12 protein-coding genes and 2 tRNA genes are annotated in these 16,392 nt (G+C 67.3%); 7 read left to right on the top strand and 7 right to left on the bottom strand.

From position 1 onward, the window contains the following. Positions 1–56 precede the first annotated feature (56 nt). Complete coding sequence (gene cpdR / locus SGRAN_RS10755) at positions 57–434, bottom strand: cell cycle two-component system response regulator CpdR (protein ID WP_067183496.1); 378 nt, start codon at positions 432–434, stop codon at positions 57–59. Positions 435–528: 94 nt separating this feature from the next. Here cpdR and SGRAN_RS10760 point away from each other — a divergent pair, with 94 nt between their 5' ends. Continuing rightward, entirely contained in the window at positions 529–1,446 is a 918-nt protein-coding gene (locus SGRAN_RS10760; RefSeq protein ID WP_237234010.1) for an N-formylglutamate amidohydrolase, read from the top strand. A gap of 176 nt (positions 1,447–1,622) precedes the next feature. Here the strand turns inward: SGRAN_RS10760 and SGRAN_RS10765 are convergent. Then, positions 1,623–1,699 (bottom strand) — tRNA-Pro (locus tag SGRAN_RS10765). 96 nt (positions 1,700–1,795) lie between these two features. Then, entirely contained in the window at positions 1,796–2,221 is a 426-nt protein-coding gene (locus SGRAN_RS10770; RefSeq protein ID WP_067183500.1) for a JAB domain-containing protein, read from the bottom strand. Between the two features lie 134 nt (positions 2,222–2,355). Here SGRAN_RS10770 and thyA point away from each other — a divergent pair, with 134 nt between their 5' ends. The 4 genes from thyA to SGRAN_RS10790 all read left to right on the top strand — a co-directional run bounded on the left by thyA (position 2,356) and on the right by SGRAN_RS10790 (position 7,011). Beyond that, positions 2,356–3,291: a thymidylate synthase gene (gene thyA, locus SGRAN_RS10775; RefSeq protein WP_404950417.1), complete on the top strand. Its 936-nt coding sequence runs from the start codon at positions 2,356–2,358 to the stop codon at positions 3,289–3,291. A 95-nt stretch (positions 3,292–3,386) separates the two neighbouring features. Beyond that, a complete protein-coding gene (locus SGRAN_RS10780; RefSeq protein WP_067183502.1) occupies positions 3,387–4,682 on the top strand; it encodes a 3-methyl-2-oxobutanoate dehydrogenase (2-methylpropanoyl-transferring) subunit alpha in 1,296 nt (431 codons plus the stop codon). A 20-nt stretch (positions 4,683–4,702) separates the two neighbouring features. Next, a complete protein-coding gene (locus SGRAN_RS10785; RefSeq protein WP_067187030.1) occupies positions 4,703–5,707 on the top strand; it encodes an alpha-ketoacid dehydrogenase subunit beta in 1,005 nt (334 codons plus the stop codon). A 5-nt stretch (positions 5,708–5,712) separates the two neighbouring features. Continuing rightward, positions 5,713–7,011 carry a dihydrolipoamide acetyltransferase family protein gene (locus SGRAN_RS10790; protein ID WP_067183504.1) on the top strand — a complete coding sequence of 433 codons (1,299 nt, stop codon included), beginning with the start codon at positions 5,713–5,715 and terminating at the stop codon, positions 7,009–7,011. 10 nt (positions 7,012–7,021) lie between these two features. Here the strand turns inward: SGRAN_RS10790 and SGRAN_RS10795 are convergent, their stop codons facing one another. The 4 genes from SGRAN_RS10795 to SGRAN_RS10810 all read right to left on the bottom strand — a co-directional run bounded on the left by SGRAN_RS10795 (position 7,022) and on the right by SGRAN_RS10810 (position 14,842). Continuing rightward, the gene (locus SGRAN_RS10795; RefSeq protein WP_067183507.1) at positions 7,022–12,169 is read right to left on the bottom strand and encodes a DUF11 domain-containing protein; all 5,148 of its coding nucleotides are present in this window, start codon (positions 12,167–12,169) and stop codon (positions 7,022–7,024) included. A 65-nt stretch (positions 12,170–12,234) separates the two neighbouring features. Beyond that, entirely contained in the window at positions 12,235–13,293 is a 1,059-nt protein-coding gene (locus tag SGRAN_RS10800; protein ID WP_067183510.1) for a DUF11 domain-containing protein, read from the bottom strand. A 71-nt stretch (positions 13,294–13,364) separates the two neighbouring features. Beyond that, a complete protein-coding gene (locus SGRAN_RS10805; protein WP_237234011.1) occupies positions 13,365–13,826 on the bottom strand; it encodes a hypothetical protein in 462 nt (153 codons plus the stop codon). A gap of 11 nt (positions 13,827–13,837) precedes the next feature. Continuing rightward, on the bottom strand, positions 13,838–14,842 hold the full coding sequence (locus SGRAN_RS10810; RefSeq protein WP_067187031.1) for a DUF11 domain-containing protein: 1,005 nt from the start codon (positions 14,840–14,842) through the stop codon (positions 13,838–13,840). Between the two features lie 194 nt (positions 14,843–15,036). Between SGRAN_RS10810 and SGRAN_RS10815 the strand changes: the two genes are divergently transcribed. Together SGRAN_RS10815 and SGRAN_RS10820 are read left to right on the top strand one after the other, a co-directional pair. Next, positions 15,037–16,236 (top strand): AI-2E family transporter, encoded by a 1,200-nt coding sequence (locus SGRAN_RS10815; RefSeq protein WP_082737201.1) that lies wholly within the window; start codon positions 15,037–15,039, stop codon positions 16,234–16,236. 43 nt (positions 16,237–16,279) lie between these two features. Continuing rightward, positions 16,280–16,356, top strand: a tRNA-Asp gene (locus SGRAN_RS10820). The last annotated feature ends 36 nt before the right edge of the window (positions 16,357–16,392 follow it).

Consider the following 16,392-nt stretch of genomic DNA (forward strand, 5'->3'; position numbering starts at 1 on the left):
GCGCCCCTTAATGGGCTTGGCGCAGGCTGGCAAGCCTTTCGCGCGCCCGGCGACGATTATTGTTGGTGCGACCGGTCGGCGCGCCCGAACAGCAGGTCGACCTCGCGCACCAGGTCCTTGAGGTGGAAGGGCTTCGACAGCAGCTTCGCCTGTGGGACATTCTCTTCCGCGCGCAGCGTGACGGCGGCGAAGCCGGTGATGAACATCACCTGCGTCTGCGGCGCCGCCTTCGCGCTGTGCTGCGCGAGTTCGATGCCGTCCATCTCGGGCATCACGATATCGGACAGCAGCAGGTCGAACGTCCCCGAATCGATGTAGGGCACCGCTTCGGTGCCGCGGTCGACGGCGGTCACGTGATAGCCGGCGCTGGTCAGCGCGCGCGCCAGATATTCGCGCATCACGTCATCGTCTTCGGCCAGCAAAATCCGGATCATGCTGTCAATTCGCCCCCTGGTCCTGCGGCGTCGCCCCATGGGATCCTGCCGTCGTCGCGATGCCCGCCATAGTGGCAGAGGCTTAACAAATTCGGTGACGCTGGATTCGCCGGGCGAATTTTGCCACCTTGGCCGCATGCCGCAGCCTATCTTCCAGAGCGCCGCCATCGCTGTCAATCGACCTGCGGCCAGCGGACCCGTTCTGGTCTCGGTTCCCCATGCGGGACGCCTCTACCCGCCCGAGGTACTGGCGGCGGCGCGCGTCGACCGCGCGATGCTCGAGCGGCTGGAGGATGGCTGGTGCGACCTGCTGGCGGCCGGAGTGACGGCAGCGGGCGGCACGGTCGTCCAAGCCCTGTGGGCGCGCGCGGTCGCAGACTGCAATCGCGGCGAAGGCCAGATGGCGCCGGGCGAGGTCGCGGTGACGCTGCGCCCGCAATTCTCGGCGCCCGGCCGCAAGGAGCGGGCGGGGCTGGGCGTCGTCCCGACGCGCCTCGCCGATTGCGGAACGCTGTGGAAGCGCCCGATGGATGCGGCCGGCCTGCGCTGGCGACTCGATTCGCTGCACCGACCATATCATGCCGCGCTCGCGGCCGAGCAGGCCGCCCTGCGTGCGCGCTTCGGCCACGCGATCCTGATCGACCTTCACAGCATGCCGCCGATTCCGTCGGGTCAGCCGGGGCATGGCGCGCGGATCGTGATCGGCGACCGTTTCGGCGCGACGGCCGATCCGGCGCTGGTCGATCTGGTCGTCGATGCGGCGGCGGGGCTTGGCGAGCCGGTAACGCGCAACCAGCCCTATGCCGGCGGTCATATCATCCGGACCCACGGCTGCCCCGCGGACGGCCGGCATGCGGTTCAGATCGAGATCGATCGGCGCCTGTATCTGGACGGGATGGGCAGACCCGACGCTGCGGGCGTGGCGCGGCTCTCGCGCTGGCTGGCGGAACTGGTCGCCGCCGCGAACAGCCTGTTTTCAGGCGACGAAGGGCTGCCGCAAGCGGCCGAATAAAAAACCACCTCGTACCGAAGTACGAGGTGGCCAGGGTCCAGGGAGGACGCACCCGCGTCATGGGACGGGGCACTCGCCGCAGTGGAAAGGGGGCAACCACGACGGCGTACCGACAATCTAGGACGTTCCGCGCCGCGTTACAAGAAGCGGAAAGAAATAATGTTGCGAAAGAAAACTGGTCGGGGAGAGAGGATTCGAACCTCCGGCCCCTGCCTCCCGAAGACAGTGCTCTACCAGGCTGAGCTACTCCCCGACCGATCTCCAGCGCCGACGAAGCGGCGCGAAGGCAGGGCGGTCCTCTAGACGCGCCGCCCGGGAACTGCAAGCGGCAATCGCACCAGGATCGGCACTACAGCAAGTGCGCGCGGCGAAAGCTGAAATGGCCGCTGTCGACGAAGATCAGATGGTCGAACAGGTCGATGCCCATCGGACGAAGGAACCGCGAAACCGCGCGGGTGCAGGCGAGGTCGCCTTCGCTGGGCCAGGCGACGCCCGAGGGATGGTTGTGCGCCATCAGCACGCCGGTCACCGCCGGGCCGAGCAGCCTTCGCCAACGCGTCGGGGGAATGGCGCAACGCCCCGACAGCGTCGCTTCGACCCGTTCGGCGGAAATCAGCCGTGCATGGCCATCGAAGGCCAGCAACTGGACGGTTTCGCCGTCGTTGCTGAAGGATGGGCGCAGCAGATGGCGCGCGACATCGTCCTCGTCCGCGCATCGCACGAAGCCGGTCGCGGCCATGTCGGCCCCGTTGCCAAGCGGATCGGAGAGATTCATCGCGCCGTCTATGCGGCGCGGCGCCCGGCGCTCCAATCGGCATCTGCGCCGTAACGGAGGGTCATGGCTGCCGCTGCCCTTGCCGTCCTCCCGTCGGGCGCTTAGCACTGGAGCCCGCAATACAGGAGCAGGTCTTGCCCGATTCCATCCATTATGAACTGCAATATCTCGACCTGATGCGCCGAATCTGGGCCGAGGGCGACGAGCGGATCGACCGCACCGGCGTCGGCACGCGCTCGCTGTTCGGCGAGACGATGCGATTCTCGCTCGCCGACGATGCGATCCCGCTGCTCACCACCAAACGGGTCTATTGGAAAACCGCGCTGCGCGAGATGCTGTGGTTTCTGACCGGCGACACCAACATCCGTCCGCTGGTCGCGCAGGGGGTGCGGATCTGGACCGACTGGCCGCTCGATCGCTATCGCCGCGAGACCGGCGAAGATATCGGCGCGGAGGATTTCGAGGCGCGCATCCTTTCGGATTCCGATTTCGCGGCGGCATGGGGCGACCTCGGTCCCGTTTACGGCCATCAATGGGTGAACTGGCCGCGCTACGAGCCCGCGGGGGATGGCCTGTTCCGCCGGGCCGAAAAGGGGCACGACCAGATCGCGGCGCTGATCGATTCGCTGCGCAGCAATCCCGGGTCGCGGCGGCACATCTTCACCGGCTGGAACGTCGCCGACCTCGATCGCATGGCCTTGCCGCCGTGCCACATGACCTATCAGTTCCATGTGCGCAGCGACGGCGGATTGTCGTGCCTGCTGTTCCAGCGCTCGTGCGACCTGGGGCTCGGCTTCGCGTTCAACATATTCGAGGCGGCGCTGCTGACGCGGATGATCGCGCAGCAATGCGACCTGCACGCGCACGAACTGGTGTGGACCGGCGGCGACGTGCATCTCTATCTCAACCACGCCGCGCTCGTCGAAGAGCAGTTGCGGCGCACCCCGGCCGGCGCGCCGAAGCTGCGCATCCTGCGGCGGCCGGAGAGCATCTTCGCCTATCGCTTCGAGGATTTCGCGGTCGAGGCCTATGCCCCGCAGGCGCATATTCCCGCGCCCGTCGCGGTCTGATCGCGGATATTGCAATGGAACAGCGACTGTAATAATATGTCGCCACATTGAAATATAACTAAACGGCGCGTGATTCGCGTCGAAGGGAAGAAGACATGCCTGAGACGCCTCGGCGCCCGGCGGGCAATCTGCCGCCGCTGTCGCTCCATATTCCCGAACCGCGCTATCGCCCCGGCGATACCCCCGACTTCAGCGACGTTCCGGTTCCTGCCGTCGATGCCACGCCGCGCCCCGGCGAGGCGACGAAACCCGACGCGATGCGCGACCTGTGTTACGGCCTGGTGCGCGTGCTCGATTTCGACGGGCAGGCGAAAGGACCGTGGGACCCGAAGCTGGCACCCGAGCGGCTGCGCACGATGCTGCGCTACATGATGACGGTGCGGGCGTTCGACGACCGCATGTTCCGCGCGCAGCGGCAGGGCAAGACCAGCTTCTACATGAAATCGACCGGCGAAGAGGCGACCTCGGTGGCCTCGACGATGGCGATCGACCGCGCCGACATGGTGTTCCCCAGCTATCGCCAGCAGGGCATATTGATCGCGCGCGACTATCCGCTGGTCCAGATGATGAACCAGATCTATTCGAATCGCGGCGACCATCTGCTCGGGCGTCAGCTTCCGATCATGTATTCGGCGCCCGACTACGGCTTCTTCAGCGTCTCGGGCAATCTGGCGACCCAATATCCGCAGGCGGTGGGCTGGGCGATGGCGTCCGCCTCGAAGGGCGACAGCCGCATCGCAACGACATGGTGCGGCGAGGGATCGTCGGCCGAGGGCGACTTCCACTCGGCGCTGACCTTCGCGACCGTCTACAATGCGCCGGTCATCTTCAACGTCGTCAACAACCAGTGGGCGATCTCCAGCTTTTCGGGTTTCGCCGGCGGTGAGCGCACCACCTTCGCGGCGCGCGCGGTCGGCTATGGCATCGCCGGGCTGCGTGTCGACGGTAACGATCCGCTCGCGGTCTATGCCGCGACCCAGTGGGCGGCGGACCGCGCGCGGACGAACAACGGCCCGACGCTGATCGAACATTTCACCTATCGCGCCGAGGGGCACAGCACCTCCGACGACCCGAATGCCTATCGCGCGGCGCAGGAGGCCAGCGCCTGGCCGTTCGGCGATCCGATCATGCGGTTGCGCCAGCATCTCGAACGGCTCGGCGAATGGGACGGCGAACGTCACGAAGCGTTGAAGCAGGAACTCGACGATCTGATAAAGACGTCACAGAAACAGTCTGAAAAACTTGGAATTTTGGGGCACGGCATGCACCAGCCCTTCGAAACCATGTTCGAGGATGTGTTCGAGCACATGCCCTGGCACCTTCAGGAACAATGCGAACAGATGCTTGCCGAGCAACGGGCCAAGTTCGGCCCCGACTGGAAGCCCGAGTGATGAGCGCGCCCGTGAAGACCATGAACATGATCGAGGCGATCAACAGCGCCATGGACATCATGCTCGAACGCGACCCCGCCACCGTGGTGATGGGCGAGGACGTCGGCTATTTCGGCGGCGTCTTCCGCGCCACCGCGGGGCTGCAGAAAAAGCATGGCCGGACCCGCGTCTTCGACACGCCGATCAACGAATGCGGCATCATCGGAGTCGCGGTCGGCATGGGTGCCTATGGCTTGCGGCCGGTGCCGGAGATTCAGTTCGCCGACTATATCTACCCCGGTCTCGACCAGCTGGTCAGCGAGGCGGCGCGACTGCGCTACCGGTCTGCCAACGACTATATCTGCCCGATGACGGTGCGCACGCCGTTCGGCGGCGGCATCTTCGGCGGGCAGACGCACAGCCAGTCGCCCGAAAGCATCATGACGCATATCTGCGGCGTGAAGACGGTGATCCCGTCCAATCCCTATGATGCGAAGGGGCTGCTGATCGCGGCGATCGAGGATAACGACCCCGTCGTCTTCCTCGAACCCAAGCGCATCTACAACGGGCCGTTCAGCGGCTATTACGACCGCCCGGTCGAACCCTGGTCGAAGCATGCGGCGAGCGCGGTTCCCGAGGATTATTACCGCATCGAACTCGGCAAGGCCGCGACGGTGCGCGAGGGCGAGGCGGTGACGGTGCTCGTCTATGGCACGATGGTCCATGTCGCGAAGACGATCATCGAGGAGATCGGGGTCGACGCCGAGATCCTCGACCTGCGCACGCTGCTGCCGCTCGACATCGCGGCGGTCGAGGCGTCGGTGAAGAAGACCGGACGCTGCCTGATCATCCACGAGGCGACGCGCACGTCGGGCTTTGGCGCCGAGCTCGCCGCGCTGGTGCAGGAACGCTGCTTCTATCACCTCGAGGCGCCGGTCGAGCGCGTGACGGGTTTCGACACGCCCTATCCGCACAGCCTCGAATGGGCCTATTTTCCGGGTCCGGTGCGCATCGCCACCGCGCTCGACAAGCTGATGAAGGACTGACCGCCATGGCCCGCTATTCGTTCCGCCTGCCCGATATCGGCGAAGGGATCGCCGAGGCCGAGATCGTCACCTGGCACGTCCGGGTCGGCGACCGCATAGAAGAAGATGCGCAGCTTGCCGACATGATGACCGACAAGGCGACCGTCGAGATGGAATCGCCGGTGTCGGGGGTGATCGTCGAACTGGCGGGTGAGGTCGGCGACATGGTGCCGATCGGATCGACGCTCGCGGTCATCGAAACCGATGCCGACGCGGAAGCATCCGACACGCCGGAGAGTGGTTCGAGTGCCGAATCGATCGATGAAGTTACAGTTTTAGAAGAGGTTGCGGAGACTTTCGAAGATTCTGTCGAGGATTCGGCCGAAGCGCCCGCCGCCGTTGCCGAAGCAAGTCCGCCCGCGGCCACTCCCGCAGGCGGGAAAGACGACAGGGCGGTGCTCGCATCCCCCGCCGTCCGCGCGCGGGCGCGCGATCTCGGCGTCGACCTGTCGCAGGTCCAGGCCGAGGGCGACCGCATCCGCCACGCCGATCTCGACGCCTATCTGCGCTATGGCGCGGGGCAGGGCTATCGGGCACCGGGCGCATCGCGCGCCCGCGCCGACGAACCGATCAAGGTCATCGGCATGCGCCGCAAGATCGCCGAGAATATGGCCGCCTCGAAGCGCGCGATTCCGCATTTCACCTATGTCGAGGAAATGGACGTCACCGCGCTCGAGGCGATGCGCGCCGATCTGAACGCAAATCGCGGAAATCGGCCGAAGTTGACGATGTTACCTTTCCTGATCGTCGCGATCTGCCGCACGATTCCCGAATTTCCGATGATCAACGCGCGCTACGACGACGAAGCGGGCGTGGTGACGCGGCACGGCGCCGTGCATCTGGGCATGGCAACGCAGACCGACGCCGGGCTGATGGTCCCGGTGATCCGTGACGCGCAGGACAAGAATGTCTGGCAATTGGCGTCGGAAATCAGCCGCCTGGCCGAAGCCGCGCGCACCGGCAAGGCGAAGGTTGACGAACTCACCGGCGGCACGCTGACCGTTACCTCGCTCGGCCCGCTCGGCGGCATCGCGACGACGCCGGTGATCAACCGGCCCGAGGTCGCGATCATCGGTCCCAACAAGATCGTCGAGCGGCCCGTCTTCGCCAAAAATCCTCAAGGGGGCGACGACATCCGCCGCGCCAAGCTGATGAACCTGTCGATCAGCTGCGATCACCGCGTCGTCGACGGCTGGGACGCCGCGAGCTTCGTTCAGGCGCTCAAGCGGCTGGTCGAAACGCCGGTGCTGCTGTTCGCCGACTGACGGATTTGTCCTACAGGCCGAGCCCCGCGAAGCTCGTCTGGTCGAACTTCAGCCGGAAGGTCATATAGGCGCCCGAGCGGGCGAAGCGCGCTTCCTCGAAATCGCGGTCGTGGAAACCCGCGAAATTATAGCCGAGGGTGATGTTGACATTGTCAACCGGCGCGATCGTCAGCGTCGGACCGCCGGCCCAGGCGACGGTATCGGCGTCGGTGCCGACGCGCACGGTGCCCGAAGCGCCGATCGCGGCCCGTGCGCCGAGGTTGAGGCGCAGGTCGACGCCGAACAGGTTCGACCAGCCCTTCACATCGTCGGCGCCGAACCGGTCGAAATTGTAGCGCGTGCCCCAGAAGAAGCCGAATTCGCCGCGTTCGTACCACATACGGCCGTCGGCCTGCCGTGCGTCGCGAGCGGCAAGCGGCGTCCAGTTCACCGACAGGCTGTTGAGCAGCCGGCGGCTGGTCACGTCGCCGCTGACGGTCAGCGGTGCGCTGCCCACGGGACCGAGCTGGCCCGCGACGGCGCCGCGCACCTCGTCCGACCGATATTCGGCCTTGTCGAGCCATGACACGCGCGAATCCGCGGGGCGATGCGCCCAGCTCGCTTCGAACTGCATCGTTTCGGTACTCGGCATCGCGCCGCTGCCGCTCGCCCGCGTCCAGATGAGCAGCGCGCCGAGCGCCCGGCCTTCGCCGAGCTGACGGAGTCCGCCGAGCGTCAGGCCATAGCGGTTGGCCAGTTCGCCGTCGCGATATTCGGCGCGACCGGTCAGCGTCCAGCGGTCGGCGCGATAGGTGGCGCCGGTGCTGATCGCGACAAAATCCTCGGTCAGCGTGCCTGCATTGCCAAGGAAACCGCCCGAGGCGACCGGGGTGTTGACATTGATAACATCGTGCGCGCGGATGCCGCCGAGCGTCCGATTGCCGTCGACGGCCATGTCGACCGACCAGCGCTCACCGAGCCGCAGCGACTGCGACAGGCCATAGGCGGCGAAACTGCGCGGGCCATATTCGCTGATCTGCTGCTGGTTGGCGGCGGCGAGCAGGCGCGCGCCGTCCCACGGCGCCAGATCGAAGCCGAGGCGGGCCGTGCGCGCCTTCACCGCGTCGCCGTCGGCGATCTCGTAGCTGCCGACCAGATTGACGTCGCGCGTCACCGCGAAGCGTGCGCCGAGGCGGTGACGGCTCGGGAAATCGACGCTCGCATCGCGGCCGCCGAGCGCGAATTCGGTCTGGGCGTCGAGTTCAAGCCGCTTTTCGAACAGGCGCTGCGTCGCGCCCAACTGGACGATGTCCGAACGGTTGCGCGTTCCATCGCTCAGCCGGTCGTCGGCATGGGTCAGGCCGGCGCGCGCGACGGTCGTGCCCCCGCCAGCGTTCCGATCATATTCGACCAGCGCGCGCGCGGCGCGGCGGCGGGTGCCGGCGTCGAGGAAGCTTTCCTGCCACGCGCTTCCCGTCATCGACAGCGCCGAACCGACGCGCAGGCGGGCATCGACGCCGATCTTGCGCGTGCCGTCCTCTCCGCCGCTGAGTTGGCCGGTGCCGAATCCCGCCTCGCGCTCGCGGGCGTAGGCGAGCAGGTCGGCGCGGCTGCTGTGATGCTCGGCCTCGACCAGCCACGCGCGGGCCGTACCGCGAGCGGCCTTGCCGCCCGCGCGGGCGCTGGCGTCGCTCAGGGCGAGTTCGGCGCGGATCTCGGTATCGGCGCCGGGGCGATAGCGCGCATCGACGCCGCCCAGGTCCGTGCGGGCGTCGCTATCCTCGTCGTGGATGAAGGTTGCGCCGATGCGCAGCTTTTCGTCGCGCGACCGATAGCTGACGCGGCCGCCCGCGTTGAGCACGCGCTCGCCGACGCCGTCGACCTCATATTCGGCGACGATATATTGGGGATCGAGGTTCGACGAGCGGCTGAGAATGGGGGAGCGGAACCGCAGCGTTCCGGCCAGATAATCGATGTCGTAATCGATGTGGCGGGTCATGGTAACACTGTCAACAATGCGCTCGCTGTGCAGGCGGTCGCGCGTTTCGATCGTGATCCGCTCGCTGTTCGGCAGGATATCGCGGGCGCCGAGCGGGTAGGGGCCGGTAAGGCCGTTGCCCTGGATCTCGTCGCGGCGAAAGCGGTAGGGGGTGTCGGCGACGAAAGCGGTCGCGGCGAGCGTGCGGCCGCGATATTCGGCCTTTCCGCCGTTCAGCGCCCGATTGTAGCGCGCGAGCTGGGGATCGGAGATGCCGGTCTCGAAATCGCCGAACATCGCATAGAATTGCGGCCGTTCGAGCCGCAGATAGAGCTTGCGCACCGACGCCGCATCGTGGCGCATCTCGTTGCGGTCGGCGTAGACGGTGTAATAGGCGCGCGGGTCGATCACGCCGCCGAAGCGCGCGTCGTCCTGCTCCTTGTCGCTGTCATAGGCGAGCGTCATCAGCCATTTGCCGCGCACCCGCCCCTTGGCATAGAGCGCGAGCCGCGCGTCGGTGTGAAGGTCGTCGAGCGTTTCGGCCACCGATTCCATGCGGTCGTCGAGCGTATTGTAGCCGAGCGTTCCGGCGGCGAAGCCGACCACGGTCCACGGGCGGTCGCCGGGGTCGAGCCACATGTCGAGCGTCTGCCTGCGCTCGACCTTGTCGTCGCGAAAGGCGAAATCGATCGTCAGCGTGCCCGAGGCGGTGGTGGGTTCGAGCTCGATATAGGCGATGCCGTCGTCGCCCGCGGTTTTCCACAGCGGGCGCGCCCGTTCGAGCCCGGCCAGCTGGCGGGCCTGCTGCGCATCGGCCTCGACGGCGGGATAATATGGGGCAGGGACGCTGAAATCGCCCGTCAGCCCCTTGCGGATCGGCTTGCCGTCGCGGTCGGTCAGCCGCACCGCGATGACGGGACGGGTGACGCCGTCAGCGACGAGGACCGACCGTTCGCGCACCAGCGTCGCGCGCATCGGCGTTATCGAATAATGGACCTTGCGCTCGATCCTTTCGATGATGACACCGTCAACACCGCGGATTTCCGCGGTCAGGCTGTTGTCGCCTTCTTGAATCTCGATCCCGCGCCAGACGCTGACCGCGATCCGGCCGTCGGCGGACTTTGTCATGCCGTCGAAGGCGAGCGGGTCGACGGGCTTGCCGTTGATGCGGAGCGCGACGCTCTGGCCGGGCAGGTGCTTGATCGCCGCCCGCACCGACTTGGCGCGCGGATTGTGATCGGGGGCGGGAAAGAGCCACGCGATGCCCGGTTCCTGGCCAGCCAGCCAGTCGCGATGCGCGCCCGCGGCGTCTGCATCGCTGGGTACCGCCGTCGCTTCGGGGGCCGTGGTCCGGGGCGCGATCCGCGGGGCGGCGGGGACGGCGCGGAAGTCGGCGCGCTTCAGCGACCCGCCGCGCCCCTCGACGAAGCGCGAGATGGGGCTGCCGGCGCTCTGTGTCGAGCGCGCGCAATCGACGGCTTCGCGATCGAGCGGCAGCGTCGACGGGTCGATCTGGACGACGTGAAGGCCGGGGCGCACGCCCTCGAAATGATAGCGGCCGTCCTCGTCGGTGACGGTATAGCTGCCGTCCTGCAACATCACGCGCACGCCGGCGACGCCGGCCGCCTTGCCCGGATCGACGCCGCAGCCGCTATCGGCGATGCGGCCGATGATCGTCATTCGATCGCCCAGCCGGTCGCGCTTGATCGCAATCGCGGCCTCCGCGACATTGCTCGCCGACCCGCGGTTGTCGGACGCCGATGCCCGATTGAGCGCCCGTCCCGGCTGCGCCGAGACGATCACCTCGGCCAGATAGGTCAGCAGCACCGAACGGCCGGGCGCGACGCCGGGCAGCGTGACCGCGAAGTCGCGGCCATTCGCCGCAACCTGTGCCTCGACGCGTTCACCGTCGGCGCGGACGGTATCGGTCCGCAGGCGCATGCCGGTGGGCAGCGTGTCGCGGACCGTCACCGCGCCCGTCGTGCGCCGCGCGTCGCCATTGGCGACTTCTATGCGATACTGGACGATGTCGCCGGGAACCGCGACTTCGGTCGAGGTCGACTTGCGCAGCGCCAGCGGCAGGCCGGGCTTGTCCACCGGAATATCGACCCGGACCGGCGCCGGGCTGGCGAGGGTGAAGGCCCGGCCATAGCTGGCATCGCCGATCGTGAAGGGGCGATCCGCATCGGGACGGCGGAGACCGGCCAGTTCGGCCGGACTCGAAGCCGAGGGGGCTGCGTAGGGCGCCGGCGGCTCGACGACCAGGCGATAGCGGCCGGGCGCGACGAAGGGAAAACGATAATCGCCTTCGGGAAAGCGATAGACGGTGCCGCCCGCGTCGGTCACCGACTGGCCGGTGACGACCGACGAAGGGTAGGCGGACACGCCGTCGTCGCCGAACACCGGCGCCGGGTTGCCGGTCGCCGCATCGACGATCGTCACACGGGCGCCCGCCACGGGGGCGCCGTCGCCGCTGTCGAACACGATGCCGAAGGGATCGACGAGGAAATCGATCGTCGCGAGCGCGGTCATTCCCGCGCCGGCCTGGTCGGATATGTGCAGCGTCATCGTGGCGCCCGGAGCGACCGACAGGCGGCAGTCGCCCGCCGCAATCGCCGGCGGCGTGCCGATGGTGTTGATGAAACCGACGAACTCGCCGCTGTCCGGCGCCGTTTCGGTGAGGGTGATGCGCTCGCTGTCGCCGTTTTCCAGCGCCAGGACGACTGGAAGCGTATCGCGCCGCGCCGGATCGCGATTGGCCGAAGCGAGCGTCACGCCGACCACCAGCAATTCGCCGGCGCGGAAGGTGCCGCTCTGTTCGAGCGCCGCGGGATCGGTCGAAAGGCCGGCATAGGCGCCCGCGACCTGGATCAGATGCGCACCGCCTCGCGCGGCGGAGGCTCCGTTGGAAGCGCCGCCATCGCACGGCGTCGGCATCAGCGGCATCGATCTGCCGCCACCGCCATCGGTCAGGCGATAGGTGGCGATCGTCGGCTTTTCGGGGGAACGCTGCCGGACTGCGATATCGACCCGGTTCGACGAGATCCGTGCGGAATCGCCGATGCCATCATTCCATTGGGCAGAAGCCGTGTTCGAGATGATTCTCGGGGCATCCTGCGCGCGCGCCGACGGGGCCGCGCACAGCATGGCTGCCGCGGCGAGAGCGCCCGCAAGGCTCAGGGATTTCGCGATCGATGTCATCGGCCGTGCGTAGGGAAGGCGGGGGCGCCGGACGCGCCGGCATCCCTGCGCCCTCCCTGCTTTCGTCAGTTGACCGTGGCGCGGAAGACGAGCGTGCGGGTGTCGCCCGCCGCGATCGTCGGGATCGTTCCGGTCACGTTCGGCTCCGAATAGCCGCCGCCCGCGTTGCCGTCGGCATTGCAGACGCCGCCGCTGACCGTGCCGTCGAGCCGGATCGAATCGGCGACGAAGGTCAATTGCGTCGGAACGGGATCGGTGATCGCCACCGATGTCGCCTCCGCACCGCCCGGTGCGTTGGCGACTGCGATGCAATATTCGACCGTTGCCCCCGGGATCAGCTTCGGATTCGTCCCGTGATTATAGGGGTCGGATATGACACGGCTCGATTTGGTGACGGTCAGCGTCGCGGTCTTGACCGTATAGTCGTCGGCCGCACTGTGCGATCCGTCGCGGCTGCCGTCGATTGCACCGCCGGTATCGGCGAACACCGTGTCCTTGGCCGCGGTGTTGGCGCCCGTCGTCTGGCTGATCGCGCCGCCCTGCGTGCCGGGCGTATTGCCCTCGAACGCGGTAGCCTGCAACTGCACGACCGCCTTGGCGCCCGTCGCAAGCCCGGCCGGGATGTCCGCGACGACGAACAGCGTGATCGGCGTATCGGTCGCGAGTTCGTCGATATAGGTGACGAGCGTGTCCGACGGATCGAAGACGCCGACGGTTCCGCCGGCGCTGTCGCGATAGATGCGGACGTTGGTCGCGTTGAACGAATCGGTGCCGCCGTGCGGCGCCGACCCGCCGGCCGGCTGTGTCACCGTCAGACCGAAGTCGAGCACCTCGTTCGATGAATTGGTGAGCTGGAAGGTGGTGACGGCACTGGTCGTTCCCGGCGCGACTTCGGTCGTCGCATTGCCGGCCTCTTCGACGAGCAGATTGATCTTGCGGTCGACGACGAACTCGTCCGACGCGGTCGTGGTGCCCTGATCGACGCCCCCCACCTGATATTGGACGCTTGCGATATTGGTAATCGGGGTGCCCGCGGTCGTGCCGGCCGCAAGGGCCGGCGTGGCGGCGATGCTTGCGATCGCCGCGAAACCGAAGGCGCCCGTGGTCGTCAGCTTGCTGGTCATAGCTGAGCTCCTAGGCCTTGATTGGTCGCTGTCCCCACCGCCGCGACCGTTAAGCGGTTTGTTTCAGGGGGTTATTTGACAACCCCCCGGAACATGAGCTTGCCGCCGCCGCCGGCCGGAATGGCTTTCTGAAAGGCCCAGCGGATGTGCGTGACGTCGGCGGGCTGCGCGGCGCGCCGGCTGCCATCGGGCAGCGCGACCGTCAGATCGGCGAGCAGTCCCCAGTTCCGGCCGCCATCGACCGAAACGAGCGGGCTGCTCGCGGCGTCGGTGAAACTGATCGCATCGGGGAGCGGATTGGTGACGACGAAGCGCTCGGCCGGGCGCGCGCTGGCGTTGCGGTAGTCGAGCACGAAGACGAGCCGGTCGCCGGGCGTGACGACCTTGGGCTCCTCCAGCGAGACGCGCTGCTTGCCGGCGGCGTCGGTGATCACCCGCTCGACGAACACGCTGTTGGCGAGCGCGACCTGGTCGGCGGCGAGCGCCTGGCCCGGCAGGCTCGCGGCGAGCAACAGAAAAATGGCGGTGCGCATGGACTTCTCCATCAGTTGATTTTCGTCTGGAAGGTGACGGTGCGGGTTTCGCCCCCGGCGACGGCGCCCAGCGCCACATGGACCCGCGTCCCATCATAATCGCCCGCATCGCCGTCGGCGGCGTCGGACAGCGCGGTGCCGCCCAGCCTGATCGAGCCGGCGACATAGCTGGTGTCCGCCGGGACCGTATCGGTGATGGCGAGACCGTTGACCGATCCGCTGCCGTTGACCGTGGCGGTGATCGCATAGGTGATGGTGGCTCCGGGAACCGGTTCGCTGCCGCCGAAGGGGTCGGCGACGGTGGCGACCTTCACCAGCGCCACGGTGGCGGACGAGACCTTGAACGCGCCGGCATCCTGCCCGTCGGCGCCGGTCGATCCGACGACCGCGTCGCCGCCGCCCTCGCCCAGGCCGGCGAAGCTGGTGCCGGGTGCGCCGGTTCCGGTCTTGGCGGCCGCGGTCAGGCTGACGATGCCGCGATGGCCGTCGCTGACGGTGCCCGGCGTCGTTGCGAGCACGAAGACGATGACGCTCTCGTCGGGGTCGAGCAGCGGTTCGTTCGCGCCCGGCGTATAGAGCGTATCGGTGCCGGCATCGAAGACGCCGTCGCCATTGTCGATGTAGATCTGGGTGACGGCCGGATCATAATCGTCGCCGCCGCCGTTGGCGATCGTGCCGAGCACGAAGGCCTCCTCGCCATTGCCGTTGTTCGTCACCGAGAAGGTGAGCCGCTGCCCGGTCGCGCCCGGCGTCGTGACGACGTCGCCCGGGTCGCTCGAATCGACGGTGACGTCGAGCAGTTCGTCGACGCGCAGGTCGACCTTGTTCGAATCGATCGTCTGCGGTCCCCCGCCATTGTCGAAACTGGCGGTCGCGGTGTTGCTGATCGTGGAACCGGCACGGGTGCCGGCGGCCTGGGCCTGCATCGGCACGGTCAGTGCCGCGAGCAGGACGAGGGAATAAGGGAAGGGTGTACGAAGCGGTCGCTGCGCGCCCCCCACAGGCGCTTTTACCATGATATGTGACTCCGAAGGCTGGTCCGTGCCGACGGTCATCGCGGAAAAAGGAAAATTTCTGGTTAAATTGCCGGTAGGGACGCGACATTCTGGCTCGAAACAGGACAGGATGGTTTTTCGCGTCTTGTCTCAGCGGCCGTCTGGCGCGGCCCGGGAAACTCGCTTAAGACGAAGCGGTTAACCAGGAGGCCCGCGTGACCGAGGACAGGGGGAGGAAGGGCGCGCGTCCGACGCGCGGCAATCCCCTGCAGCAGATCGAGATCGACGATTTTCGCCGCGATCGGCTGCTCGCGGCGCTGGCGCTGATATTGGGCGCGGCTTTCTGCCTCGGGCTGCCTTTCGCGCTCCAGGCCGGCGCCGAATTCTTCCTGCCGCTGACCGCCGCGATCGTGATCGCCATCGCGCTGGTGCCGCTGCTCGAATGGCTCGAACGGCGCGGCGTGCCTTCGGCGCTCGCGTCCTTCCTGTCGCTGTCGGCCTTCCTGATGCTGGTGAACGCCGCGCTGGCGATCATCGTCGTTCCTGCGACCGGCTGGTTCGCGCGGCTCCCCGAATCGATCCCGCGCATCCAGAGCAATCTCGCGCCGCTGATCGACTTCTATTCGACGTTGCAGAAGTTCGTCGACCGGACGCTGACCTCGGTCGCGAGCGGGACCGAGGCGGCGTCGCAGGCGGTCGCGGCGACCGCGCCGACCTCCGTGGTCGATTATTTCATCTCCGCCGCGCCGTCGGCGGCGATCCAGCTCTTCTTCGCGGTGCTGGTGATCTTCTTCTTCCTCGCCGGCTGGACACGGCTGCGCAAGGGAACGATCCGGCGCCGCGGCAGCTTCGACGGCGCGATGCAGACCGCGCGCGTGATCCAGAATGTCGTCGATGCGACGGCCGACTATCTGGCGACGATCACGATGATCAACGCGATCCTGGGCCTCGTCGTCGCGCTGCTGCTTTGGGCGCTGGGCATGCCGTCACCCTTCATGTGGGGCGGGATCGTCACCCTGTGCAACTTCGTCCCCTATCTGGGTCCGATCGTCGCCGCGACGCTGCTCGGGCTGGGCGGGCTGATGACATTCGACGCGGTCGGATTCGCGCTGTTGCCCGCGCTGATCTTCGTCGGCGTCCATCTGGTCGAGGCGAATCTGATCACGCCGCTGGTCCTTGGACGGCGGCTGACGGTCAATCCGCTGCTGATCCTCGTCTCGCTGAGCTTCTGGGGCTGGGTCTGGGGGGCGCCTGGCGCGCTGCTCGCGGTACCGCTGCTGCTGATTCTCCAGACGGTGTTGCAGTCGACGGGAACCCCCGATCTGGCCGGTTTCCTGTTCGAGCGCGGCACGTTGACCACGGTGGAGGAGATGCGCGACCGGTTAAATCGCACCGAGATGGAAAGCGACGGTTGACAGGTCGGGACAGGGGCCATATTGGCGCGGCTCCCAAGCGCAAGCGGGTGTAGCTCAGTTGGTTAGAGCGCCGGCCTGTCACGCCGGAGGTCGCGGGTTCGAGTCCCGTCACTCGCGCCATTCCCTGCCCAGGGCGGGAAGGCGCCCCTCCCGAAA

Source organism: Sphingopyxis granuli, assembly GCF_001559015.1.
GTDB classification, from domain to species: Bacteria; Pseudomonadota; Alphaproteobacteria; order Sphingomonadales; family Sphingomonadaceae; genus Sphingopyxis; species Sphingopyxis granuli.